This is a genomic window from Methanobacterium sp., from assembly GCF_016217785.1.
GTDB lineage: Archaea > Methanobacteriota > Methanobacteria > Methanobacteriales > Methanobacteriaceae > Methanobacterium.
In genome coordinates, this window is record NZ_JACRGA010000010.1 from 74276 (window position 1) to 96588 (window position 22313).

General features: G+C 43.0%; 24 protein-coding genes and 2 tRNA genes. All 26 read left to right on the forward strand.

Annotation, left to right across the window (positions count from 1 at the left end):
- Positions 1–531: a (d)CMP kinase gene (gene cmk / locus HY987_RS04910; protein ID WP_292756199.1), complete on the forward strand. Its 531-nt coding sequence runs from the start codon at positions 1–3 to the stop codon at positions 529–531.
- The gene (locus tag HY987_RS04915; RefSeq protein ID WP_292756201.1) at positions 519–749 is read left to right on the forward strand and encodes a 50S ribosomal protein L14e; all 231 of its coding nucleotides are present in this window, start codon (positions 519–521) and stop codon (positions 747–749) included. Before cmk ends, HY987_RS04915 begins: the two co-directional genes overlap by 13 nt.
- Positions 750–787: 38 nt before the next feature.
- Complete coding sequence (locus tag HY987_RS04920; RefSeq protein ID WP_292756203.1) at positions 788–1750, forward strand: RNA-guided pseudouridylation complex pseudouridine synthase subunit Cbf5; 963 nt, start codon at positions 788–790, stop codon at positions 1748–1750.
- Positions 1751–1927: 177 nt separating this feature from the next.
- Positions 1928–2012: transfer RNA gene (locus HY987_RS04925), tRNA-Ser, on the forward strand.
- Positions 2013–2259: 247 nt separating this feature from the next.
- Positions 2260–2712, forward strand: a complete 453-nt coding sequence (locus HY987_RS04930; protein ID WP_292756206.1) for a 30S ribosomal protein S13 — start codon at positions 2260–2262, stop codon at positions 2710–2712.
- 18 nt (positions 2713–2730) lie between these two features.
- Positions 2731–3312: a 30S ribosomal protein S4 gene (locus HY987_RS04935; RefSeq protein WP_292756208.1), complete on the forward strand. Its 582-nt coding sequence runs from the start codon at positions 2731–2733 to the stop codon at positions 3310–3312.
- A gap of 9 nt (positions 3313–3321) precedes the next feature.
- A complete protein-coding gene (locus HY987_RS04940; protein ID WP_004030362.1) occupies positions 3322–3720 on the forward strand; it encodes a 30S ribosomal protein S11 in 399 nt (132 codons plus the stop codon).
- Positions 3721–3737: 17 nt separating this feature from the next.
- A complete protein-coding gene (locus HY987_RS04945; RefSeq protein WP_292756211.1) occupies positions 3738–4538 on the forward strand; it encodes a DNA-directed RNA polymerase subunit D in 801 nt (266 codons plus the stop codon).
- Positions 4539–4540: 2 nt separating this feature from the next.
- Positions 4541–4891, forward strand: a complete 351-nt coding sequence (locus tag HY987_RS04950) for a 50S ribosomal protein L18e (protein WP_292756213.1) — start codon at positions 4541–4543, stop codon at positions 4889–4891.
- A 13-nt stretch (positions 4892–4904) separates the two neighbouring features.
- On the forward strand, positions 4905–5327 hold the full coding sequence (locus tag HY987_RS04955) for a 50S ribosomal protein L13 (RefSeq protein WP_292756215.1): 423 nt from the start codon (positions 4905–4907) through the stop codon (positions 5325–5327).
- 16 nt (positions 5328–5343) lie between these two features.
- Positions 5344–5745, forward strand: coding sequence for a 30S ribosomal protein S9 (locus HY987_RS04960; RefSeq protein WP_292756216.1), 402 nt, complete (start codon positions 5344–5346; stop codon positions 5743–5745).
- Between the two features lie 69 nt (positions 5746–5814).
- On the forward strand, positions 5815–5982 hold the full coding sequence (locus HY987_RS04965) for a DNA-directed RNA polymerase subunit N (protein ID WP_292756218.1): 168 nt from the start codon (positions 5815–5817) through the stop codon (positions 5980–5982).
- A tRNA-Gln gene (locus tag HY987_RS04970) sits at positions 5982–6157 on the forward strand. Before HY987_RS04965 ends, HY987_RS04970 begins: the two co-directional genes overlap by 1 nt.
- A gap of 68 nt (positions 6158–6225) precedes the next feature.
- Positions 6226–6411, forward strand: a complete 186-nt coding sequence (locus HY987_RS04975) for a DNA-directed RNA polymerase subunit K (RefSeq protein ID WP_292756220.1) — start codon at positions 6226–6228, stop codon at positions 6409–6411.
- A 102-nt stretch (positions 6412–6513) separates the two neighbouring features.
- Positions 6514–7764 (forward strand): phosphopyruvate hydratase, encoded by a 1251-nt coding sequence (gene eno / locus HY987_RS04980; RefSeq protein WP_292756222.1) that lies wholly within the window; start codon positions 6514–6516, stop codon positions 7762–7764.
- Positions 7765–7997: 233 nt separating this feature from the next.
- Positions 7998–8189: a 4Fe-4S dicluster domain-containing protein gene (locus HY987_RS04985; protein ID WP_292756224.1), complete on the forward strand. Its 192-nt coding sequence runs from the start codon at positions 7998–8000 to the stop codon at positions 8187–8189.
- A 249-nt stretch (positions 8190–8438) separates the two neighbouring features.
- A complete protein-coding gene (gene rpsB / locus HY987_RS04990) occupies positions 8439–9035 on the forward strand; it encodes a 30S ribosomal protein S2 (RefSeq protein WP_292756226.1) in 597 nt (198 codons plus the stop codon).
- A gap of 738 nt (positions 9036–9773) precedes the next feature.
- Positions 9774–10616, forward strand: coding sequence for an AmmeMemoRadiSam system protein B (gene amrB / locus HY987_RS04995; protein WP_292756228.1), 843 nt, complete (start codon positions 9774–9776; stop codon positions 10614–10616).
- Positions 10617–11079: 463 nt separating this feature from the next.
- Entirely contained in the window at positions 11080–12075 is a 996-nt protein-coding gene (gene mvk, locus HY987_RS05000; RefSeq protein ID WP_292756230.1) for a mevalonate kinase, read from the forward strand.
- Between the two features lie 79 nt (positions 12076–12154).
- Positions 12155–12949 carry an isopentenyl phosphate kinase gene (locus HY987_RS05005; protein WP_292756232.1) on the forward strand — a complete coding sequence of 265 codons (795 nt, stop codon included), beginning with the start codon at positions 12155–12157 and terminating at the stop codon, positions 12947–12949.
- A gap of 626 nt (positions 12950–13575) precedes the next feature.
- Positions 13576–14631, forward strand: coding sequence for a type 2 isopentenyl-diphosphate Delta-isomerase (fni, locus tag HY987_RS05010; protein ID WP_292756234.1), 1056 nt, complete (start codon positions 13576–13578; stop codon positions 14629–14631).
- Positions 14628–15977, forward strand: coding sequence for an RNase J family beta-CASP ribonuclease (locus tag HY987_RS05015; protein WP_292756236.1), 1350 nt, complete (start codon positions 14628–14630; stop codon positions 15975–15977). Before fni ends, HY987_RS05015 begins: the two co-directional genes overlap by 4 nt.
- The gene (gene idsA, locus HY987_RS05020) at positions 15977–16975 is read left to right on the forward strand and encodes a short chain isoprenyl diphosphate synthase IdsA (RefSeq protein WP_292756238.1); all 999 of its coding nucleotides are present in this window, start codon (positions 15977–15979) and stop codon (positions 16973–16975) included. Before HY987_RS05015 ends, idsA begins: the two co-directional genes overlap by 1 nt.
- Before the next feature lie 235 nt (positions 16976–17210).
- On the forward strand, positions 17211–18887 hold the full coding sequence (locus HY987_RS05025; RefSeq protein ID WP_292756239.1) for a glutamate--tRNA ligase: 1677 nt from the start codon (positions 17211–17213) through the stop codon (positions 18885–18887).
- 557 nt (positions 18888–19444) lie between these two features.
- Positions 19445–19990, forward strand: coding sequence for a TetR/AcrR family transcriptional regulator (locus HY987_RS05030; RefSeq protein WP_292756241.1), 546 nt, complete (start codon positions 19445–19447; stop codon positions 19988–19990).
- A 289-nt stretch (positions 19991–20279) separates the two neighbouring features.
- Positions 20280–22313: right-handed parallel beta-helix repeat-containing protein (locus tag HY987_RS05035; protein WP_292756243.1), on the forward strand; the 2034-nt coding region annotated here is incomplete at its 3' end.

The window sequence follows — 22313 nt, forward strand, 5'->3', positions numbered from 1 at the left end:
ATGATCATAACCATCGGTGGACCCGCTGGAAGCGGAACAAGTACAACCTCCCGCATACTATCTGAAAAAACAGGAATCCCCTACATATCTGCAGGGGACATATTCCGTCAGATGGCTGCCGAAAGGGATATGGATGTACTCCAATTCAGCAAATTCGCCGAGGGAAACCTGAAAATAGACCAGGAAATAGACCAGAGACAGGCTAAATTAGCTGACGAAGCTGATGATCTCATTGTTGAAGGTCGCATTTCAGCCTATTTTGTAGATGCTGATTTGAAGGTATGGTGCAATGCACCCCTGGATGTTCGCGCAGAGCGTATCAGCCAAAGGGAAAATAAATCCATTGAACTTGCCCGAGAAGAGATCATAACCCGAGAAGCCAGTGAGGCCCAGCGGTACATGGAAATACACAACATAGACATTAACAACATGGATGTCTACGATATTGTAATTAACACTCACGCCTTTAAGGCGGATAGCGTTGCCCAAATCATAGTAAAAGTAACTGAGGTGATCAAATGCCCGCAATAGAAGTTGGAAGAATTTGTATGAAAATCTCCGGAAGAGAAGCCGGTGAAAAATGTGTAATAGTCGAGATCATAGATGATAAATTTGTGGAAGTAATGGGAAGTGCCGTTAAAAACCGCAGATGCAACATAAAACACCTGGAACCATTGGACCAGGTAATTGAAATCAAGAGTGAAGATCCTGAAGAAATCAAAAAAGAATTTGAAGCAGCTATTGCTTAAATTAGATTTCTGAAGATATAATAAAAAGGTTCATCCATATGGCAGAACTCCTCCAAAAAGCCTACGGGGAAACAGATCCCCAATACGGTTGTAAACCGGAAGAACGGCCCCTTGAGGAGCACCTGTCCCGGGGGATTATCAACCTGGATAAGCCCTCAGGTCCCACATCCCATGAAATTGATGCATGGGTTAAAAGGATTCTCTTTTGTGAGAAAACAGGTCACGGCGGAACCCTGGATCCCAGGGTCACCGGTGTGCTGCCCATTGGAATTGACACGGCAACCAGAGCCATACAACTACTCCTGGAAGCACCCAAAGAATACGTATGCCTGATGCGCCTGCACGAAGATGTGGGTGAGCCACGTATTCGAGGTATCCTGGAGGAGTTCACTGGTAAAATATTCCAAACCCCACCCCTGCGTTCAGCAGTCAAAAGAGAACTCCGGGTACGGACTATCTACTATATTAACATCCTGGAAATAGATGGTCAGGATGCACTGTTTAGGATCGGCTGCGAGGCCGGTACCTACATCCGTAAGTACTGTCACGATATTGGCGAAGCATTAGGATGCGGAGCCCACATGGCAGAACTCCGCCGAACACGGGTGGCAGACTTTACAGAGGATGAAACCCTTAAAACCCTGCAGGACGTCAATGATGCCTACCATTATTGGAAAGAAGATGATGATGAGGCACCACTCCGGGAGTGTGTGCTCCCTATGGAAAGGGCGGCCAGCCACCTTAAAAAAGTGGTGGTAAGGGATTCGGCAGTAGACGCACTGTGTCACGGTGCGGATCTGGCAGCAGGTGGAATCTTAGAGTTGAGTGAAGGTATTAAGAGGAAGGAAACCCTGGCAGTTTTAACCCTTAAGGGTGAACTGGTAGCTGCTGGTGAGGCAATGGCCACAACCACTGAAATTGACCAGGCAGATAAGGGCATCATGGTGAATATAAAAAAGGTTTTTATGGAACCTGGAACATACCCAATGATGTGGAAGTAAAAAAAAATATAATCTACTCTTTCCCGGACTCCCACCCCAACCCCAAATAAATATTAATGGGTTTTTAATATACACAACAAACCAGTAGAATATCTGTTCTCACACCAGATAAGTAGAATATTCAATAAAAAATCAGCAAAGACTTTATATTACACAAAAAGAAGAATATAATCTTATGCCGGGATAGTCTAGCCTGGTAAGGCGCAAGACTGGAAATCTTGTGGAGCTTTGCTCCGCCTGGGTTCAAATCCCAGTCCCGGCGTTTCATCAAAACATATTTTGTTAAGTAATATAGTTAGATGATAAATTTGATAGTTAGATGATAAATTTGAATTTAATGAAATAATTGAATGACAATTGAATGATCATTAATGAATCATAATCAATTAAACTCAATTACGGGGATTCAAGTAAAGTTTCAGCCAACCTAAACCGGTTTGGGACTGATGATCCGCATGAACCCCAGAGATAAAAAAAAATTAGTAGCATATAATGGAGGAAATTTTAAAATGGAAGAAGATTTCAAACATATGGTCCGGATCGCCCGTAAAGACGTAAACGGGAACAAGACCATAGTAAACGCCCTGACCGATATAAAGGGAGTGGGCAAGGCATTATCCAGTGCAATCTGCACCACCATGGATTTTGATCCAAACCAGAAAATAGGATATTTACCAGATGAAGAAGTCCTACGCCTGGAAGAAGCTGTGAAAAATCCTAAAAATGATATAATACCTGAATGGATGCTTAACCGTCGTAATGACTATGAAACTGGCCAGACAACCCACCTCATAGAATCAGATCTGGTGATGTGTCTCCGGGATGATCTCAACAGGATGAAGAAAACCCGAAGTTACAAAGGACGAAGACACGAAGTGGGACTACCAGTAAGGGGTCAGAGAACCAAATCCACCTTCCGTAAAGGAAGCTCCGTTGGAGTTAGAAGGAGAAGAAGAGGATAAAGTCAGGAGACGATTAACATGGGACATCCAAGAAAGGCTAGGAAACAATACGATACCCCTTCACACCCCTGGAATGCAGACCGCATAAAACAGGAAAACAAATTAGTACAAAAATACGGCTTAAAAAACAAGAAAGAAGTTTGGAAAGCCGAAACCATGATTAAAAGGTACAGGAGAGATGCCAGGGAACTTCTGGGTATGTCCAGTGAACACACCTCCCAGGAAAGACAGCAACTCCTGAACCACCTGATACGATTAGGTGTACTACCCGAGAACGCTAAACTGGAAGCTGTTCTGGACCTGACTGTGGAAGATGTGCTACGCCGCCGACTGCAGACCATGGTTCACCGGAAAGGACTGGCATACACTGCCAAAGAAGCAAGAGTATTCGTGGTTCACGGACACATCGCCATGAACAACCGGAAGATCGACTCCCCCAGTTACCTGGTAAAAAGAGGAGAAGAAGAACTAATTGGATACTATCCAGGTTCAGCAGTTATAAAACTCAAAATCCCTGAAACACCTAAAAAGGAAAAACCTAAAAAGGAAAGACCAAAAAGGGACTCATATCGAGGAAGAGGAAGGAGAAATAGGAGGTAAGGTGATAACATGGCAGAAAAAACGAAAGAAAAATGGGGAGTAGCCAACGTATACTCATCCTTTAACAATACCATCATCACCATCACCGATGTTACCGGAGCAGAAACCATCAGCCAATGGTCTGGTGGTAAAGTTGTCCGGGCCGACAGACAGGAATCATCACCCTTTGCAGCAATGGAAGCAGCAAGTCGAGCAGCAGATGATGTAAAGGAAAAGGGAATAGTAGGCCTGCACATTAAAGTGCGAGCACCTGGTGGAAACGGACCACGCTCACCCGGACCTGGAGCACAGGCAACCATCCGAGCACTGGCCCGTGCCGGAATCAAGATCGGAAAGATTGAAGATGTAACACCCATCCCCCACGATGGTACAGGAAGACCCGGTGGTAAAAGGGGTAGAAGGGTATAAAACGCGAAGTGTCTAGAATGGAGATAGAAATTAAAAACAGGGAAAATGACCAGTTAATCTTCACCGTGGATGGTGTGGATGTTAGTATGGTCAATGCCCTGCGCCGGATCTGCATGGTGGAAGTACCCACATTGGCCATTGAATCTGTGCAGTTCTTAAAAAACGATGCACGTATATTTGACGAAGCATTGGCCCACCGACTGGGACTGGTACCACTCACCACAGACCTGGAATCACTGGTACTGGCAGAAGACTGTGACTGTGAAGGGCAATGTTCCCGTTGCAGTGTATCCCTAGTCTTAAAAGGTAAAGGACCGAAAACACTCTATTCAGGGGATCTCAAATCAGAGGACCCTAATCTAAAACCTGTCCTGGACACCATTCCACTGGTAAAACTCAAAGAAGGAGAAGAAGTGGAACTGGAAGCTATAGCACAGTTAGGATTGGGTGAGGAGCATGCTAAATGGCAGCCAACCACCACCTGTGCTTACAAAAATTATCCTGAGATCAAGATAGACCCGGATAAATGCGAGGCATGTCTGGACTGTGTGAAAGAATGCCCCAGAAATGTCCTGGAATTTGATGAGAAAAATAACCAGATAATGGTGGTGGACCTGGAAAACTGTTCCATGTGCAGGACCTGTGTTAAGGACTGCCAGAACAATGCCATTACCGTAGAGATTGTGGAGGATAAATTCATCTTCCGCATTGAAACCGACGGTTCACTATCTCCTATAGATGTGCTAACTTTAGCATGCGATATATTATCAGAAAAAGCTGATAAAATCGTTACTTTTTGTGAAGAAGGAGGAAGTTAACTATGAAAACTAACCCCCAAATTAACCAACTCATAAAGATCCTCAAAGAAAAAGCCCGCCAGGAAGAAGCACCTCTCTGGAGGAACCTGGCTAAAAGGCTAGAAAAATCCACCCGCAGTCAGGCAGAGGTTAACCTTTCCAGAATAAACAGATACACCAGTGATGATGAAATTGTACTGGTACCTGGAAAAGTCCTGGGAAGCGGAGCAATGGACCACAAAGTCCAAGTAGCAGCACTGGACTTCTCAAAGCAGGCAGAAGATAAAATTGTAAGTGCAGGTGGCAAATGCCTGGACATCCCCCTTCTCCTGGAAGAAAATCCAAAGGGAAGCGGAGTAAAAATTATTCAATAATAAAGGTGTTAAAATGATAATAGATGGAGAAGGACTCGTCCTGGGAAGACTGGCAAGTACAGTCAGTAAGAAACTTCTCTCTGGGGAACGGGTAACAGTTTTAAATGCAGAAAAGATTATAATTTCTGGTAACAAGGATTGGGCCTACGCAAAATACAAACAAAGACTAGACCGGGCCAGCATATCCAACCCACGAAGAATGGGACCAAAATACCCACGCAGACCTGACGACATATTCCGAAGAACTGTAAGGGGAATGTTACCCTACAAACAGCCTAAGGGAAGGGAAGCATTAAGGGGTCTTCGAGTTCACGTGGGAATACCTATGGAATTTGCCAGCGAAGAAATCGGCCAGTTAGACGAAGCTCAGCCCAAAAACATCTCCAAGTCAGTGGAACTGGGAAGAATATCCCAACTACTCGGAGCCAAATTCTAAGTGAGGAAGTGTAATTATGAAGAAGGTTATTCACACTAGTGGAAAAAGAAAAACAGCCATCGCCCGGGGCAAATTCAGAGAAGGTAAAGGCCGAGTGCGTATCAACAAACGACCAGTGGAACTATACGACCCAGAACTGGCACGCTTGAAGATCAACGAACCCCTCACCCTAGCTGGAGACTTAATAGACCAGGTGGACATAGATGTTAAAGTCATCGGTGGCGGAGTTATGGGACAGGCAGAAGCCGCCCGTATGGTAATTGCCAAGGGCCTGGTACAGTGGACTGGAGACATTGAACTCAAAGAAAAGTTCAGTCAATACGACCGTACCATGCTGGTAGGAGACCCCCGAAGATCAGAACCCAAAAAATACGGTGGTCGCGGTGCCCGAGCCCGCAGGCAGAAGAGTTACCGATAAATTCATAACCCCATTATTTTATACTAAATTTATAAATAACATGAGGATTTATAGTAAAAAGAGGAGAACATGATTCCAGTAAGATGTTTGAGCTGTGGTAAGGTAATATCAGCCTACTTTGAAGATTTCCAGAAAAGGACTGAAATGGGAGAGGATCCCAAAGAGGTCCTGGATGATCTGGGACTAAATAAGTACTGTTGCCGGAGAATGTTCATCGCCCATGTAGAAGTTTGGTAGGGGCCGTAGGGTAGCATGGTCCATCCTCCCAGCCATTGAAAGAAGTTTCCAGGAACAGAGTTCTCTCTTTAACCTAGAGTGGAATTTATTCCCAAAGGGGATTTCTTACAACTGGAACGGGGATGGTCAATTCACCGGAATGCTGGCGACCCGAGTTCAAATCTCGGCGGCCCCATTACTATTACTCTTATCTAACTAAAAAAAATTTTATTTCACCAAAATAAAAAGAAGAGGAGAAAAACCATGGCAAGTAAAAAATTAAACCGTTTTGAAAGGGCCAGACTAATCGGTGCCCGAGCATTACAGCTTTCCATGGGAGCAAAGCCAATGGTGGATGTAACCCCTGATATGGATACAATTGACATCGCAGTTATTGAGCTTGACAAAAAAGTACTCCCATTAGATGTTCGGCCCTTGCAAACAGATTAGATTCTGTTTATATATTACATGTAGGGCTCATTAGGATAAGAATCATTATATAATCAAATGAACTAAAAAACCACTATTTTTTTATTGAAGAGGTGTTTTTTAATGGATAGTGTTATTGAAGACATCCGGGTTAGAAAAATTTTAGATAGCAGAGGAAACCCAACCCTGGAAGTGGATGTAATCACCTGGAACGGATTCGGAAGGGCAGCTGCACCAAGCGGAGCCAGTACCGGAGTTCGTGAAGTGGTCTCATTCCCCACCGGAGGGGTAGATGGTATTATAGAAGAAGTAGAGGATATAATCTCCGCTGAACTCATCGGCATGGACGCCGAGGACCTTCAGGAGATAGATCTGGTTTTAAAGGAAATTGACGGCACCGAAAACTTATCCGCCATAGGCGGTAACACCACCGTGGCAGTATCCATGGCAGTATCCAAAGCCGCAGCCGCATCCTACAACCTACCACTGTACAGATTCCTCGGGGGTAACATGCCATCGGCAATACCCTACCCACTGGGAAACATGATCAACGGAGGAGCACACGCCGGTCGTAACGCCCCTGACATCCAGGAATTCCTGGTCCTGCCAGTGGGTGCGGAAAACATCACCGAAGCAGTGTTCACCAATGCCGCTGTACACAAAAGAATAAGGGAAAAAATTGTAGCCAAAGACTCCCTATTCACCGGTGGAAAAGGAGACGAAGGAGGATGGGCACCCAACCTCACCAACCAGGAAGCCCTGGAAATCCAGGCCTCATCCTGTGAGGAAGTGTCTGACGAGACTGGTGTGCTGGTAAAACCATGCCTGGACATGGCCGCCAGTGAATTCTGGGATGCTGACGCTGAAAAATACGTTTACAAAAAAGAAGGAGTTAAAAGGGACACCGGAGAACAGGTAGACTACGTCAACCAAATCATAGACACCTACGGAATGTTCTTTGTTGAAGACCCCATCCGAGAAGGAGACTTCCAGGGATTCGCAGACATAACTAAGAAAGCCGGTCGGAAATGTTTAATCTGTGGAGATGACATATTCGTAACCAACGCCGATATACTGGCTGAAGGAATAGAAAAATCTGCAGGTAACTCCATAATCATCAAACCCAACCAGATCGGAACCCTCAGTGACACCTACGCCACTGTGAACCTGGCCCGAACCAACAGGTACGTACCAGTAGTATCCCACCGATCCGGTGAAACCACCGATGATACCATAGCCCACCTGGCAGTAGCCTGGAGCTGTCCCATCATCAAAACCGGGGCACTGGGCGGGGAAAGAATAGCAAAACTCAACGAACTCATCCGTATCGAAGAGGAAATGAGCAACCCCCAGATGGCAGATATCATCTGGTAATATCAAAAACCATCTCTACCTGTGTAATGAAATCAGGAATTTTATGAGGTTCGGGATATAGTTTGAAAATATTCGGATGGCTAAAAAAATAGCTCATCAGTGGGTTTTTAGTTCATCAGTGGGTTTAACGTCCATTAATTGGTAAAAATTACCCATTAAATGTTTAAGAATTAATATTCACACGCACCTTAGGGATGTGGAAAATAAATTTATAATTCAAGGAGAATCTTCAAATGGTTAAAATAACAATCAACCACGATAACTGCGACGGAGCAGACTGTGCTGAATGTGTGGATGTATGTCCCATGGAAGTACTGATCTTAGAAGGCGACAAAATCGTAGTAAAAAATAAGGAAGACTGCAGCCTTTGCGAAGTTTGCATGGACGTATGTCCCAACGAAGCAGTTAAAGTTGAAGAAGAATAAAAATCAAATTCCAAATAGTAAAAAAAAGAGGAATAAATCCATTCTACTAATTGGGGGATAAAATTTCTACCATATTAAAAAAAATTTTATTATACCAGGATTAAAAGAAAACCCCCCTTATGCAGATTTATCAAAAGAAATTTCCCATAAAAAAAGGATAAATAAAGTTACCTTAACCGGATAAACTTCCTCAAATTTAACTATTAAGATAATTGAAATACGAAAGGACTTATATATAGAGGTGGTAAGTTGTCAGAACTACTAATTCCATTAGACAAATATTTAGCAGCAGGATTACACATAGGAACACAACAGAAGACTAAGGACATGGAACGTTACATATACCGTGTACGAGCAGATGGACTGTACGTCTTAGATGTGCGAAAAACCAACGATAGAATCGTATCAGCCGCCAAATTCCTGGCAAAATTCGACCCAGGAGACATACTGGCAGTGTCAACCCGACAGTACGGTCAGACACCAGTGCGCAGATTCGGAGAACTCACCGGAGCCCGAACCATCCCTGGAAGGTTCATACCCGGAACATTAACCAACCCCAACTACGGGAAGTTCATAGAACCCGAAGTGTTAATGGTAACTGACCCCAGAAGCGACTCACAGGCTATAATCGAAGCAAAACAGATAGGACTACCTGTAGTGGCATTATGTGACACAGAAAACCTCCTGGGCAACGTGGACATAGTCATACCAGTAAACAACAAAGGAAGAAAAGCAATCGCATTAGTATACTGGTTAATGGCCCGACAGATACTACGGGAAAGAGAAGTACTGGCTCCTGAAGAGGACCTGGATATTCTCCCATCAGAATTCGAACTCAAAATATAAATGTATAATCCATAGGGGAACCCATAAAGGGACCCCCTAAACATAAATATTCCATCAGATCTCTTAAAAATTTTTAAGGGTTCTGTTAATGGCCCTTTGATTTTCGGATGATTTGATGGATAATGGCATTGGATTTGCATATTAAAATTACATGGGATTTGTGGTACATGGGATTTGTGGACAACCGGATGATTTTAGAATCTAAATGAAAAACGGTCTGTTCACGTCTTCAGATGGATTTACATACTAGGCCGATTCGTCCTTGTTTACACCCATTTGGAACATGGAATATCTTATCCTATAAGGTGGTATCTTATCCTATAAGGTGGTATCTTATCCTATAAGGTGGTATATTGTCCTATAAGACGGTATCTTATCTTATAAGAAGATATTTATCCTATAAGAAGTATTTAATTCAATCCCCCCATTACATGGGAGGAGATCTCATCAGCACCATGATGGTAATGCCCTCCTGATTCAAGGGGATGTTAATTTGATACCACTGTGCAAGGTAACATTCTACCACTTGAATAATCATTACCCAATTAATATCCAAATTATTACCCCATTAATATCAAAATTAGACTGGTATTAACCCATAATTCTCATAATAACTCCCAATTTACAATGTTAAAGCTCTTTAGTGATTGATAATATATTAAAGCTCTTTAATAATCTTAAAAAAAAATTGGTAAAAGTAGGTAATAAGAAACCTATATGCTAAACGGGGGATTTTCTATGATTAGAAAACCTGCAGTAGCAGGGATGTTCTATGAATCAGATGAAGATTCATTGAGAAAGAGGATTAAATGGTGTTACCAGCATAAATTAGGACCCGGTAGACTACCAGGGGAAATAGGGAATAAGAGGAGTATTAAAGGATTAATAGCCCCTCATGCAGGTTACCTGTATTCAGGGCCAATTGCTGCCTGCTCCTACCTGGAACTGGCAGAAGACGGCATGCCCGAAACCGTGGTTATACTGTGTCCCAACCACACCGGTATTGGATCCGGACTTTCCACCATGACTGAAGGCTCATGGCAAACACCCCTGGGAGAAGTGGGAATAGACCACCAGTTCGCTAAGGAACTGTTGAACTATTACCCCTTACTGGATGATGATCCATCAGCCCATGTACAGGAACACAGCTGTGAAGTTCAACTACCCTTCCTCCAGGAAATCAGCCCGGATTTCCAGATGGTCCCGGTGTGTATGATGATGCAGGACCTGGAAACCGCCAGAGAACTGGGAGAATCCATAAGTCACACTGCAAGTAAACTGAAACGGGACCTGGTGGTAATTGCCAGCACAGACTTCACCCATTACCAGCCCCATGATGTGGCCAAGGCACATGATAAGAAAGTCCTGGAATCCATTGCTGCCATGGATGAACTGGAAATGATGCAAAGGATACAGCAGTTCAATGTAACCATGTGTGGTTACGGGCCAGTGGCCGCCACCATTGAAGCATCAAGGGGTATGGGGGCCCATGAAGCCAGCATCCTAAAGTACGCCACCAGTGGCGATACCAGTGGAGACTACACTTCCGTGGTGGGATATGGCTCCGCAGTATTCAAATAGTATCTGCAGTGTTCAATGGGACAAAAACTAGAATAGATGCAAAGGATACTAGAAAATAGAATGTAAAGGGTACTAGAAAATAGAATATAACGGATACTAGAATAGGATTATAAAGATAACTAGATGATTGTGGAATAAGATAAACTTAAAATCTGAACTTCCATTTAAACTTCCATTTATAGATTATAAAAAAAATAATCTATTAAATTATGACTCCCCATTTAATTAACAAAGGGCATCAAATCTTTTAAAAAAGTACATTAAATTCTTTGAAACATTAAATGGTCTGAAAAATAGTAATAATGAAATTAAATACAAAAAACCAGGTATTAAAACTCATAGATAATCATTTCAGGGAAAAATATTAAGGGAAGGGGTTATTGTAAGGATAGAGTTATTGTGATAGAATTATTGTAAGGATAGAATATTATTTGGACAGATTTAGTGAACGGAGTTCAATCCAATGACAGTCAGGGCATCTGCACCAGGCAAGGCTATTCTTTTTGGAGAACACGCTGTTGTCTACGGAAAACCCGCCATAGCAGTGGCAGTTGATAAAAGAGCCAGTGTAACCATCCGTGAAGGAAGCAACGATCACATACAGGTGAAAATCCCTGAATTGAACGTTTACGGTGTAATAAATACAGAAACTGGTGATGTAAGTCAATTAAACAGTGAAGGCGAGGTGGATCAAAAACCCGGCACCACGGATGTCGGGATAATGAAATTCATCAAGAGTGCACTGTCTCAAACAGATCTAGGATCATCACTGGACCATGGTCTGGATATAACCGTGAACCTGGAAATACCAATCGGTGCAGGACTGGGATCATCCGCTGCCATCACTATAGCCACCCTGGCCGCAGCAGCACGCTACAAAGGCCAGGAACTATCCCTGGAAAACCTGGCCCAGATGGGTCATCAGGTTGAATTAGAAGTTCAGGGAGCAGCAAGCCCACTGGACACCACGGTATCCACCCTGGGAGGATTCCTCTACTTCACACGTGAAAGAGGAGCAGTAAGAATAAAACCAGCCCTGGAAATGCCCCTGGTAGTGGGTTACACCTCACAACCCGGTAACACCGGGATCCTGGTGGAAGGAGTCCGCAAACTCCGCCAGGCACACCCCACCATAATAAATCCCCTCCTGGATGTCATGGAAAAGTTGACCAACCAGGCCCGGGAATCCATCACCAGAGGAGAGGAAAAACAGGTAGGTGAATTGATGAACATCAACCAGGGACTCCTGGATGCACTGGGAGTTAACACCACCGAACTATCCCGCCTGGTATACCACGCACGCCGTGCAGGAGCCACGGGTTCCAAACTAACCGGGGCAGGTGGAGGGGGTAGTATCATAGCATACTGTCCCGGGAAAACTAGGGAAGTATTGGAAGAACTTGAATCAGTTGAAAACGCATTCCAGGTTGGAATATCATCAAAAGGGGTGACCTGGTGAGTAACAGAGGCCGCAATTATAATTCAAATGAATGGTGTTATGATGAAGTGTGGTGTATTATGATGAAGTGTGGTGTATTATGATTATCCTGAAACTGGGTGGAAGTGTAATCACCCGCAAAGATGCCACCAAACCCACCCTGAACCCGGTTAATCTGGATCGTATAGCCCAGGAAATAGCCCGGGCAAATATAGGGAAACTCATAATAATCCACGGAGCCGGCAGTTTCGGTCATCTTCACGCCAGGAAATATGAAATTGGCAGCCCCATCAATTCCACAGAAGAACTCCAAGAGAAAAAAATAGGATTCACCCTAACCCAGAACTCGGTTAAAATTCTCAATCATTTCGTATGTCACTATCTGTTGAAATATCAAATTCCAGCAGTGGCAGTACCACCATCATCATTCATAACAACCGAGAATAAGCGGATCAAATCGGCTAACCTGGAAATAGTGGAAAAATACCTGGAAATGGGACTGGTACCAGTCCTACACGGGGATGTGGTCCTGGATACCGATGAAAGTATTCAGATGGCCGTGGTATCCGGTGACCAGCTGGTTAATTACCTATCGGAGAAACTGAAGCCTGAGAGGATCATACTGAGCTCAGATGTGGATGGAATATACGACCGCGACCCCAAAACACATTCCCAGGCCCAGCTTCTGGAAGTGGTAAATTCCCTGGAGGATCTGAAATTCCTGGAGGGAGCACGAACCGTTGATGTAACCGGGGGAATGGCTGGAAAACTGGCAGAACTACTGGAACTGGCTGATAAAGGAATAGAATCGGAAATAATCAATGCCGATTGTGAAGGATTGCTGGAAAGTGCCCTGAAGGGGGAAAAAGTCAGGGGAACCATTATCCGCAAATAATCCTGAACAGATATCATAAATACAGATAGTATCCCTGATACCATGAAGACACATATCCAATACACCATAAAGACACATATCCAATACAATTATTCACTCCCCTGATTTAATCAAATTCAAATTCACAAATTCATTGGAAATAAAATAGGTATAACTCAATGTATAAATCATTTAAAATCGTAAATCATTAAAAAAAGAACAATTCACGAATAAGATTCATTACCGAAATACAGAATTATATTTAAGAGTATTAAATTCATTGAAATTATAAATCATTAAAAAAAGGAATTCAATTAGGAATAAGAATTCATTTCAGAATTCTAGATTATATTCAGAAGAGTATAAAATCATTAATAAAGATTCAAGAGTAAAAATTCAAGAGTTATAAACCTCATTAGTAAAAAATCAAGAATATGAATTCCTTAGTAAGATTCAAGAGCATAAATCATTAGCAAAGAAAGAATTTAACCCCCATAAAAGAGTTCATAAAAAAATCAAAGATTGATTCAAGAGTAAAAATAGATTCAAGAGCATAAATCATTAAAAATCGATATTCAAGAGAATAAAAGAAGGAATTACAATTAGAAATAGTAAAAAAGTGAGAATTAGACGAAAAGGAAGAGATTATGATTTCAGATAGAAAATTAGAGCATTTGCTATTATGTACCCACAGCGATGTGGAATACCATAAAAAAACAGGATTTAAAGATGTGGAACTTGTCCACAAGGCCCTTCCTGAAGTAAACCAGGAAGAAATAGATTTATCCACATCCTTATTAGGGAAAAATATGGATGCGCCTCTAATAATAACCGCCATCACCGGAGGACACCCCTCCTCAACAAAAGTAAACCAGAAACTGGCCCAAGTAGCACAAAAACTCAACATAGGCATGGGACTCGGAAGCCAGAGAGCAGCAGTAGAAAACCCGGAACTGGCATCTACCTACACTGTGGCCCGTGAAGAAGCTCCAGATGCACTACTAATCGGTAATATCGGGGCTCCTCAGATGGAACAAGCCCGCGAGGCAAGCCAAATGATGGACCTGGATGCACTGGCCATCCACCTAAACCCACTACAGGAGGCCATCCAGCCCGAGGGAGATTTGGACACCAGAGGATACCTGGAAAACATCCAGAAAACCGTGGAAATCATGAACATACCAGTGATAGCCAAGGAAACCGGTGCAGGTATCAGTGGAAACGACGCCCGGGCACTGGAAAATGCAGGTGTTAAAGCCATCGACGTGGCCGGAGCCGGAGGAACAAGCTGGGCAGCAGTAGAAACCTACCGATCCCGTGATAAAAACATGGGCGAACTCTACTGGGACTGGGGCATACCCACCGCAGCAAGCACAGCGGAAGTCAGCCAGTCAGTTCAGATACCAGTAATATCCTCTGGAGGGATAAGAAACGGATTAGAAGCAGTCAAAGCCCTGGCCTTAGGGGCAGATGCTGTGGGAATGGCATTACCAGTTCTCAAAGCATCATACCTTGGTGGGGAAGCACTGCTTTCATTCTTCCAAAAATTCCTGGCAGAAATCCGAGTGGCCATGTTCCTGGTGGGAGCATCCAAATTAGAAGAACTGCAAAAAACGGACCTGGTAATCCAGGGAAAAACTAAAGAATGGCTCCAGGAAAGGGGCTATGAAACAAAAATTTATGCAAGGAGGTCATCCTTATGAGTGTGGAAGTAATCGCCATTGGAGGATACGAAGAAGTGGGCAAAAACATGTCCGCAGTTAAAGTGGGGGATGATGTAGTTATATTTGACATGGGAATCAACCTGGACAGGATCCACATCCATGAAGACACCGACATAGCCCGTATGCACAGCCTGGACCTCATTGAAAGGGGAGTAATCCCTGACGACACCCTGATGAAGGATGTGGATGGAAAGGTGAGGGCCATAGTATTCAGCCACGGACACCTGGACCACATTGGAGCAGTTGCTAAACTAGCCCACCGATATGACGCACCCCTCATTGGAACACCCTACACCCTGGCACTGGTGGAAAACAGTATAAAACAGGAACGAAAATTCGAGGTTTCCAATCCTCTGCAGGTATTAAACTCTGGAGAGAAAATGCAGCTTTCCCCTGATATAACCCTGGAATTTGTGCACACCACCCACAGTATACCCCAGGCAGTACATCCAGTACTGCACACATCAGAGGGTATTATTGTCTATGCCAATGATTACAAATTCGACAATCATATGATGCTCAGCCCACCCCCGGATTACGAACGCTTAAGGCAACTGGGAAGGCAGGGAGTCCTGGCATTAATTGTGGAAACCACCAGAATGACCGAGACCAAACAGGAGAAAACCCACTCTGAGAAAGTGGCACGAATAGTCCTGGAAGACATAATGAAGGACATGCTCCCTTCCAATGAAGGATTACTGGTAACCACATTCTCCAGTCATATTGAACGTATCCAGGCTATATGTAACATTGCCCAGGAAAGCGACCGGAAGATCCTCCTCCTGGGAAGATCCATGGAACGATTCGGGAGTATAGCTGAAAAAATGGGAATTCTAAACCTACCTGCCGGTGCAAGCCTCTTCGGCAGCCCTAAATCAGTGAACCGGGCACTTGCCCGTGCTGAGGAGAATCGCTCTGATTACATACTGGTAACCACCGGACACCAGGGAGAACCTGATGCATTACTACCCAGAATAGCCAGTGGAAGAACCCACTTCAACGTGGCCCAGGGTGATAACGTGGTTATCAGCGCACCAATCATACCCAACCCTACCAACGCCGCAAACCGAAACCTCATGGAGCGACGTTTAAAAGGTAACGGGGCACGAATTTATACTAACGCCCACGTGTCAGGCCACGCAGGCAGAGAAGACCACCGTGACTTCATACGCATGCTCCAACCCGAGCATATCATACCATCCCACGGTGACCTGGAAATGCTAGCCGCCTACACCGAACTAGCCGAGGAAGAAGGATACAAGATGGGTAACGATATTCACGTACTAAGAAATGGACAGGCACAGGTTTTCAACGGAGGAGTTTAATGGAAGTAAAACTGGAAGTAACCGAGATCCTCAAAAGATACTCTGCAGACATAGATCAGGAGATAACCATGGCCCTGGAAACAGTGGACCCAGAAGCACTCCAACAGGCATCAGAACATCTGGTTAAAGCCGGTGGGAAAAAACTTAGACCATCCCTGGTGGTTTTGAGCTCAGAAGCAGTGGGAGGGCCAGTTGGATCCGCCCTGAAAACCGGAGCTGCCGTGGAACTCATCCACACCTTTAGTCTGATTCATGATGATATCATGGACCAGGATGAGAAAAGAAGGGGAAAACCCTCAGTACACGTATTGTGGGGGGAACCCATGGCCATCCTGGCCGGGGACACCCTCTTCTCCAAGGCATTCTCCACAGTCCTCAAAAGTGAGGAAGATGGTGTTGCACCCGAGAAAATATTACCGGCACTGCACACTGTGGTGGATAGCTGTGTGAAGATCTGCGAAGGCCAGGCAATGGATATGGGATTTGCCGAGCGCACTGATGTCCGGGAAGAAGAATATCTGACCATGATCTACAAGAAAACCGCAGCACTCATTGCCGCAGCCACCAAAGCAGGAGCCATACTGGGTGGGGGAACACCAGAACAGGTGGAAGCCCTGGCTGAGTATGGTCGTTTGATTGGTATGGCCTTCCAGATACAGGATGATTACCTGGATGTGGCCAGCAGTGAAGAGGATCTGGGAAAACCAGTGGGCAGTGACATAGTAGAGGGTAAAATGACCCTACTGGTGGTGCACGCCCTAAGCCAGGCCACACCTGATGACAGGGAAAGATTACTCACCATCCTTAAAGAAGATGGTGATGAGAATGTTTCTGAGGCAATGGATATCCTGGAAAAATACGGTTCCATACACTACGCATGGAAGGTGGCACAGGAAGATGTTAACCAGGCCAAAAAGTTACTGGACATCCTGGATGACAGCCCAGCCAAGGAATCCCTCCTGCGTGTAGCTGACTTTGTACTGGAACGCAGCCACTAACCTCTAAATTATTATTTTTTTAATTATTCCCCCTTATTTTTTATTCAGCAAATAATTTTTAGACATAATACAGAATAGCGTAATACAGAATAGCAAAATACAGAATTCTAGCAAAATACAGAATAATTTTTAGTAAAATACAGAATAATTTTTAGTAAAATACAGCAAATATTTTTTAAGCGAATAAAATTTCACTGGTCTCATAAAAACGACCAAAAAAATGAAGTGATTATCAATGGAGAAACTGGAAGAAATCATTCGAAAGTACGCTCTTATCAATGCAGCTAAACACGGAGGCCAGGCACAGCCCGGAGCAGTTATAGGGATGATAATGAGCAAACACCCCGAGTACCGTCAGGATGCAGGGCAAGTTTCTAAAACCGCAGCACAGATAGTTGGAGCCATCAACAAGATGCCTGTGGATGTTCAGACCAAGGAACTGGAAGAATTGGGTGGTTATCAGGAGAAGAAAGTGGAGAAGGTCAAGGGATTAGTTGACCTGCCTGAGGTGGAAGGTGAGGTAGTACTACGTTTTGCACCAAATCCATCCGGACCCCTACATATAGGACATGCACGGGCAGCAGTTTTAAACCAGGAATACCGGAAACGATACGGGGGTAAGTTAATCCTTAGGGTTGAGGACACAGACCCTCGTAGGGTTGACTCTGAAAGTTACCAGATGATACCTGAAGACCTGCACTGGATGGGTGTCAAGTGGGATGAAGAGATCATCCAGTCCGACCGGATGGAGATCTACTATGAACATGCACTTAAACTCATTAAAATAGGTGCAGCCTACATGTGCACCTGTCCAGGAAATGTGTTCAAGGAGCTTAAAGATTCTTCTAAAAGTTGCCCCCACCGTGATGCACCAGTGGAAGAGAACCTGAAATTATGGGAGAAAATGCCAGAAACAGATGAAGGAGAAATGGTTCTACGGGTTAAAACCGACATAGAACATAAAAATCCGGCCATAAGAGACTGGGTGGCCATGCGAGTGGTGGATGATGTGCACCCCCGTGTTGGCTCACAGTACCGGGTTTACCCCATGATGAACTTCTCAGTGGCAGTGGATGACCACCTCATGGGTGTGACCCATGTTCTAAGGGGTAAGGACCACCTGGCCAACAGTGAAAAACAGGAGTACCTTTACCACCACATGGAATGGGAAGTTCCTCAGTTCATCCACTACGGAAGGCTTAAAATGGATGACGTGCGCCTGTCCACATCACAGGCCAGGAAAGGAATAGAAGAAGGCACCTACAGTGGCTGGGACGACCCCCGCCTGGGCACCATCCGTGCCATTGCCCGGAGGGGTATACAGGCAGAAGCAATCCGGGAGCTGATGATGGAGATCGGAGTGAAAATAGCAGACTCCACCGTGACCTGGAAGAAGATCTATGGGTTGAACCGTGCATTCCTGGAAGAAAAAGCCAACCGCTACTTCATGGTGGAAAACCCACATCCAGTTGAAATTAAGGGAGTGCCAGAGAAACTACTGGGAACCGTGGAAAGACCATTACACCCGGACCACCTGGACCGGGGAATGCGTAGCCTGGAATTTAATGGAAAAGTCTACCTGGATGAGAAGGACATACCCGCACAGGCAGATCAGGTAATAAGGTTAATGGGTGCAGTGAACATTACCTTCCAGGATGGTCAGGCAAAGTACCATAGTGATGGAATTGATGAAGCCCGGGACTCAAAGGCCAGGATAGTGCAATGGGTGCCCATGGAAGGTGCAGTTGAAACTGAAATGGTAATGTCTGATGCATTACTTGTTGCAGGATTTGCAGAGTCAACCCTGAAAGGTGTAAAAGAAGGTGAAGTGGTACAGTTAGAGAGGATTGGATTCGCCCGACTGGACCAGAAAGAAGATGGGAAGTTCAAGTTCTACTACGCCCATAAATAGAGCCTTATTTTTTTACCTTTTTCATCCACTATTTTTTTTTTAAATGACTTTTTTTCATGACTAAGGCTATTATCTAAATAACTTTTTTTTCATGATTAGGGCTATTATCAAATGATTTTTTTCATAATTAAGGCTATTATTCATTTTAATGGGTTTTTTGAGTAGTTTTTCAATGTTCATGTTATTCTCATCGATATTTAAATGGTGTTCATGTTTGTCAGCAATGATACTATTTAACACTTTTATTTAAATTCACGATTGATATGCCATTTAAAATTAATTATATCAAAAACAAAATTGTATTTTCACCATCAAAACATGACAACCTCTAAAAACAAAGAAAATAGGCAATATAAATATTTAAAATTTCACAAAAAATCTAGGGAGCTAAATCATTATATTATTTGTAATTTCAATCATTATTTTGAGATCATTTAAAATTTTGAGATCATTTAAAAAATTAACCAATCAAAAGATTAATAAGAATTTTTAAAATAATTGATAATGATGTGATTTTTACCTATTAAATAATTCTGTAAGATATTTTATGTGATATAATGAAAAGTGAAACTGAACAGAAAATTTTAGACGCTGCTTTAAAAGAGTTTGCAGAGAAAGGATATAAAGGTGCTACTGTTAGAGATATTGCAATAAAATCAGGGTTTAATGATAGTACCTTATTTAGAAGATTTAAAAGTAAAAGAGATCTTTTTGAAGAAGTTATAAATCAAGGGCATGAAAAAATGCACAGAGAGTTTGATTCAATACTTCACGACAAACTATATGAAACTCCAAGAGATTTTTTAGAAACCTTCATTAAAGATTATGCTTGGTTAATGGAAGAAAATCTCGCGATTTATGATTTAACCCTCCATGATAAAAGTGGAAAATTTGAGCATGATATGGCATTATTTTTCAAACAGTTCACTGAATATATAGAAAAAAACCTCCCTGACAGTAAAATAGACCATGCAACATTTGTACTTACTCTATCCGGGTTCATCTATACCCTCACTCTTGAAAAATATTATGGGGGAATTATTGATAATTTTGAATATTTCATAGAAAAGTTCATAGATAACCTCCTTATGTGTATTGAATAATCAATGCTCATGCCAGAAGGTTTGTGTAGAATATTATTAATATTATTTTTATTTTGATGTGATTATTGGTGAAGTATAATATGTACTTTTTAACTAAATCCTACGATAATTAACGAACATTATGAAAATCGTAGATTTTCTATGCATGTAAAATTGGTAGAATTTTGCTCTTACGAAATTGAAAATATAGAAATTTTAGTAAACTTTATAATTGGGATCAGTACAATTATGCATGACTGCAATTGCAGTGATGCATAATAAAAAAATGTAAAGGGAGGTGAAAAAGAACGTGAACAAAAAACGAACTGAACTAAACCTATCTAATACAAACCGATCTAAAAAATTTATCAAAAAGTACACTTTACCGTTCATTCTTACCTTAGCAGCTATTCTTTTACTTGGTTTGGGTACTGTTTCAGCGGCAGATTGGACCGTAGGCCCTGGAGGGACATATAATTATACTTCCATTCAGGATGCTATAAACAATGAATCAACTCTAAGTGGGGACATTATAAGTGTTTATGATGAGGGAGGAAGTGCTTACACCTACAATGAAAATGTAGTGGTTAACAAGACCAACCTGACTGTGCAGAGTACAGGTCAGGTAACTGTTAGCGGATCTTCGGCTAGCAGTCCTGTGATTACAGTTAACAGCCAGGGTGCTTATTCGAGTATTATTGGTTTCAAATTGACGGGGGCAACAAATTCTGCGGGAGTTCTGGTTGCTGGAACTATTAATGTGTCCATTGCCAACCTTACCATTAACAACTGTCAAAGAGGAGTTCAAATGACCGGTACCTCCACCAACATTACTGTGGACGGTGCAACTATCAATGCGCCTACTGCGCAGGGTATCTACATCGACGGAACCCTAACCAACATCATCATAGATAACACAACAATTACAAACACACAAAACCATGGAATACAAAAAACCAGTACCAGCAACCTAGACGGCATCACCATAACCAACACCACCATCACACAACCCCAAGGACATGGAATAATCCTAGAAGACTACGTCTACTATGGCACCTACTTGAAAAACATCACCATAAACAACGTCACCATCACACAAGCCACACAAGAAGGAATACACATAACCATGGACGACGCAAACAGCGCAAATACCACCATAACCAACAACACAATCACACACAACAACTTCCACGGAATATACCTCCAAACCAGAGGAAACCTAACCCTAACCAACAACACAATCACACACAACGGATACGGCGCAGGAGACAACATTTTCTATGGACTCCACATCAACGGAGCCAACAACAACCAAATAACACTCACAACTGACAACACAATACAAGAAAACAGAAACGGAATCTACCTACAAAACGTAGGACAAGAAACCAACCCCATTACCCTCCAAGAGAACATCAAAAACAACGCAGGATACCCCATCTGGATAACCAATGGACACTACATCACCATTACCAACACAACCTTTGATGACGCAACCACACAAAGCACCACCGGATACAGAATCCAAAGAGCCATAACCCTCGACGGAACCAACAACAACATCACCATAACCAACACCACCATCAACCAAACAGCACAACAAGGAATCTACCTCACAGGCACCAACACCAACATTACCATAGATAACACAACAATTACAAACACACAAAACCATGGAATACAAAAAACCAGTACCAGCAACCTAGACGGCATCACCATAACCAACACCACCATCACACAACCCCAAGGACATGGAATAATCCTAGAAGACTACGATTACTATGATACCTACTTGAAAAACATCACCATAAACAACGTCACCATCACACAAGCCACACAAGAAGGAATACACATAACCATGGACGACGCAAACAGCGCAAATACCACCATAACCAACAACAACCTAACTGGAAGCACAGGTACTGGAGTATACGCTAATTTAAGGGGAAATGTTCTAATTGAAGACAACAATATCTCTAACAATAAGGGATGGGGAATGCATTTATTAGGATACAACAATCCTTCAACCACCATCAATAACAACCGTGTTGAAAACAACATCAATGGTATCTATATTCAAGATATTAGTGGAACTGTTTTTGATGTTAATGTCTTTAACAATGGTGGAACTGTTTTCCAGTTGGAAAATGCGGACAACACCACCATAGAAAACCTCACATTCAACAACAACATACGAGCATATAATTACGCCATATACGCCAGTAACAGCGACAACCTCACACTAAAAAACCTAAACATCACAAACAACTCCGCACAAGCCATATGGCTAGGAACAAGCATCAACACCATCATCAACAATGTAAACATAACCAACAGCACACAA

Bases quoted from the DNA above. Each gene is read 5' to 3' on its own strand.
- HY987_RS04985 (WP_292756224.1), top strand. From the start codon at position 7,998: ATGGTTAAAATAACAATCAACCACGATAACTGCGACGGAGCAGACTGT.
- HY987_RS04920 (WP_292756203.1), top strand. From the start codon at position 788: ATGGCAGAACTCCTCCAAAAAGCCTACGGGGAAACAGATCCCCAATAC.
- HY987_RS04935 (WP_292756208.1), top strand. From the start codon at position 2,731: ATGGGACATCCAAGAAAGGCTAGGAAACAATACGATACCCCTTCACAC.
- HY987_RS04975 (WP_292756220.1), top strand. From the start codon at position 6,226: ATGGCAAGTAAAAAATTAAACCGTTTTGAAAGGGCCAGACTAATCGGT.
- eno (WP_292756222.1), top strand. From the start codon at position 6,514: ATGGATAGTGTTATTGAAGACATCCGGGTTAGAAAAATTTTAGATAGC.
- HY987_RS04915 (WP_292756201.1), top strand. From the start codon at position 519: ATGCCCGCAATAGAAGTTGGAAGAATTTGTATGAAAATCTCCGGAAGA.
- HY987_RS04950 (WP_292756213.1), top strand. From the start codon at position 4,541: ATGAAAACTAACCCCCAAATTAACCAACTCATAAAGATCCTCAAAGAA.
- HY987_RS04955 (WP_292756215.1), top strand. From the start codon at position 4,905: ATGATAATAGATGGAGAAGGACTCGTCCTGGGAAGACTGGCAAGTACA.
- HY987_RS05025 (WP_292756239.1), top strand. From the start codon at position 17,211: ATGGAGAAACTGGAAGAAATCATTCGAAAGTACGCTCTTATCAATGCA.
- HY987_RS05005 (WP_292756232.1), top strand. From the start codon at position 12,155: ATGATTATCCTGAAACTGGGTGGAAGTGTAATCACCCGCAAAGATGCC.
- fni (WP_292756234.1), top strand. From the start codon at position 13,576: ATGATTTCAGATAGAAAATTAGAGCATTTGCTATTATGTACCCACAGC.
- idsA (WP_292756238.1), top strand. From the start codon at position 15,977: ATGGAAGTAAAACTGGAAGTAACCGAGATCCTCAAAAGATACTCTGCA.
- HY987_RS04940 (WP_004030362.1), top strand. From the start codon at position 3,322: ATGGCAGAAAAAACGAAAGAAAAATGGGGAGTAGCCAACGTATACTCA.
- HY987_RS05030 (WP_292756241.1), top strand. From the start codon at position 19,445: ATGAAAAGTGAAACTGAACAGAAAATTTTAGACGCTGCTTTAAAAGAG.
- HY987_RS04945 (WP_292756211.1), top strand. From the start codon at position 3,738: ATGGAGATAGAAATTAAAAACAGGGAAAATGACCAGTTAATCTTCACC.
- HY987_RS04965 (WP_292756218.1), top strand. From the start codon at position 5,815: ATGATTCCAGTAAGATGTTTGAGCTGTGGTAAGGTAATATCAGCCTAC.
- cmk (WP_292756199.1), top strand. From the start codon at position 1: ATGATCATAACCATCGGTGGACCCGCTGGAAGCGGAACAAGTACAACC.
- HY987_RS04960 (WP_292756216.1), top strand. From the start codon at position 5,344: ATGAAGAAGGTTATTCACACTAGTGGAAAAAGAAAAACAGCCATCGCC.
- HY987_RS05015 (WP_292756236.1), top strand. From the start codon at position 14,628: ATGAGTGTGGAAGTAATCGCCATTGGAGGATACGAAGAAGTGGGCAAA.
- amrB (WP_292756228.1), top strand. From the start codon at position 9,774: ATGATTAGAAAACCTGCAGTAGCAGGGATGTTCTATGAATCAGATGAA.
- HY987_RS04930 (WP_292756206.1), top strand. From the start codon at position 2,260: ATGGAAGAAGATTTCAAACATATGGTCCGGATCGCCCGTAAAGACGTA.
- mvk (WP_292756230.1), top strand. From the start codon at position 11,080: ATGACAGTCAGGGCATCTGCACCAGGCAAGGCTATTCTTTTTGGAGAA.